We start from the raw sequence: 2,301 nt of genomic DNA on the forward strand, positions 1-2,301 counted from the left end.
CCTGCCCGGCGGGGCCTGCCCGGCGGGCAGGCCCAGGGCCTTCCCAGGCGGGCCCGCCCCGGAGGTGGCCGCCCAGGCGGGGCCCGCCCTGAGGTGGCTGCCCGGAGGAGCCTGACCAGAGGTACCTGCCCGGCGGGCGTCGGACGGATGAGGGCCGAGGCCGTTCAGGCCGAAGCAGGTTCCTGGCGGCGGCAACCGTCACACGGCCCGCACACCGACGCCGAGCACGCGACGAGCCACAGCACGGCCGCGACCGGCATCGACGCCGCACCCTGTCCAGCCACAGCCCCGACACCCCCGAGGCATCAACACCCCGGAGCCCCCCCCCAGAGCCACAGCCCCGAACCCGCCGGCATCAACACCCCCGAGCCCCCCAGAGCCCCAGCCCCGAACCCACCGGCCGCGACGCCGAGCCCCCCTCAAGCCGCCGCACCTCAAGAAGACCGCGGCACCCCGGAGGACCCCCGCACCATCAACTCCCCCCGCACCGCGGCGATCCCCCCGGGCGGCGCCTCCTCGCGCCCCATCGCGATCCGTCCGGCCCGGGCCCCGGCCTCCGCCAGCGGCAGCCGCACCGTCGTCAGCGACGGCACCGCGTCGATGCTGAACGGCAGATCGTCGAACCCCGCCACCGACACGTCCTCCGGGATCCGCAGGCCCGAGTCCCGCAGGGCGGCGCACGCCCCCAGGGCGACGGAGTCGTTCGCCGCGACAACCGCCGTCAGCGACGGGTCACGCCGCAGCAGCTCCAGCGTCGCCTCGTAGCCGGACCGCCGGTCGTAGCGGCCGTGCACCGTCCACCGGGGGTCCTCCTCGATCCCGTGCGCGGCCAGCGCGGCCCGGTGTCCTTCCAGCCGGTGCCGCGTGGTCGTGCGCTCCTCGGGGCCGGCGATGTAACCGAGCCGCCGGTGTCCGAGCCCGATGAGGTGCTCGGTCAGCTCCTGCCCGCCGCCGCGGTTGTCGAAGGTCAACGCGATCGCCCCGGCCTCCGGCGCCGGCGGGCGTCCGCAGAGCACGACCCGAGTCCCGGCCTCCACCAGCTTCCGCACCTTCGCGTCCATGGCCGCCTGGTGCACCGCGTCCTCGATCGCCCCGCCGGTCAGCACCACGGCCGCGGCCCGCTGCCGTTGCAGCAGCGTGAGATACGTCAGCTCCCGCTCCGGGGAGCCGCCCGTGTTGCAGACCACCGCGAGCCGCTCCCCGCCCGCCCGGCCGCCCGGGCCGCCGATCTCGGCCTGGATCGCGCTCGCCATGATCCCGAAGAACGGGTCGGCGATGTCGTTCACCAGGATCCCGACCAGGTCGGAGGTGGCGGCGGCCAGGGCGCTGGCGGGGCCGTTGAGCACGTAGTCCAGCTCGTCCACGGCCTTCAGCACCCGCTCCCGGGTGGACGCGGCCACGGGGTAGTTCCCGTTCAGCACGCGCGACACCGTCGCGGGCGAGACCTGCGCGCGGGCCGCCACGTCCGCCAGGGTCACCGTCATCTCGTCGTCCTCCGGTCGCGCATCTCGTCTCGTCTCCGCCCTCGTACACACCCAGACCACGGGCCATGGTTCCGAAGGGAACAGCAGGTCGACCGCCCCTGTCCCGACGAAGCCATGGCCAAGGTTCCGTGCAGACCTTAAGCCCCCGACCCCGGGTTGTTCGCCCCCTCGAACAACTCGTCCTGGTCACGGTCTTGTCCGGACCGCGGTTCAGAGGCTAGCTTCTTCGTATATAGAAAGCGCTTGCTGCAACGCTCACCAGTCCACGGGTGACCCACCGGGCCGCCCGTGACCGGTGGGGCGTACGCGGCGCGACGACCGCGTACGAAGGGAACGACGTGACACGCAAGACGGTGCGTATCGCCATGAACGGCGTGACCGGGCGCATGGGCTACCGCCAGCACCTGGTCCGCTCCATCCTCGCCCTCCGCGAGCAGGGCGGCCTCGACCTCGGCGACGGCACCGTGCTGTGGCCCGAGCCGATCCTGGTCGGCCGCCGGGAGCACGCGCTGAAGGCGATGGCCGAGCAGCACGGGCTGGAGCACTGGTCGACGGACGTGGACGCGGTCCTCGCCGACGAGACGGTGGACATCTACTTCGACGCGCAGGTCACCTCCGCCCGCGAGGAGGCGCTGAAGAAGGCCATCGCGGCCGGCAAGCACCTCTACACCGAGAAGCCGACCGCCACCGGCCTCGACGGCGCCCTGGCCCTCGCCCGGCTGGCGAACGAGGCCGGCATCAAGCACGGCGTCGTCCAGGACAAGCTCTTCCTCCCGGGCCTGCTGAAGCTGAAGCGTCTGATCGACGGCGGGTTCTT

2 protein-coding genes are annotated in these 2,301 nt (G+C 73.4%); one reads left to right on the top strand and one right to left on the bottom strand.

Annotated features, from left to right (window positions below; translation table 11 throughout):
- Positions 1-434 precede the first annotated feature (434 nt).
- Positions 435-1,484, bottom strand: coding sequence for a LacI family DNA-binding transcriptional regulator (locus ABZ281_RS46405; RefSeq protein ID WP_356664532.1), 1,050 nt, complete (start codon positions 1,482-1,484; stop codon positions 435-437).
- 338 nt (positions 1,485-1,822) lie between these two features.
- On the opposite strand from ABZ281_RS46405, the gene ABZ281_RS46410 reads away from it, so the two are divergent.
- The coding region (locus ABZ281_RS46410) for a Gfo/Idh/MocA family oxidoreductase (RefSeq protein WP_356664534.1) at positions 1,823-2,301 on the top strand (479 nt) is incomplete at its 3' end.

This window comes from Streptomyces sp. NPDC006265 (genome assembly GCF_040613555.1).
Taxonomy (GTDB): domain Bacteria; phylum Actinomycetota; class Actinomycetes; order Streptomycetales; family Streptomycetaceae; genus Streptomyces.

What these genes read in the sequence shown, in the direction of transcription:
- ABZ281_RS46405 (WP_356664532.1), bottom strand. Translation starts at nt 1,484, where the DNA reads ATGACGGTGACCCTGGCGGACGTGGCGGCCCGCGCGCAGGTCTCGCCC.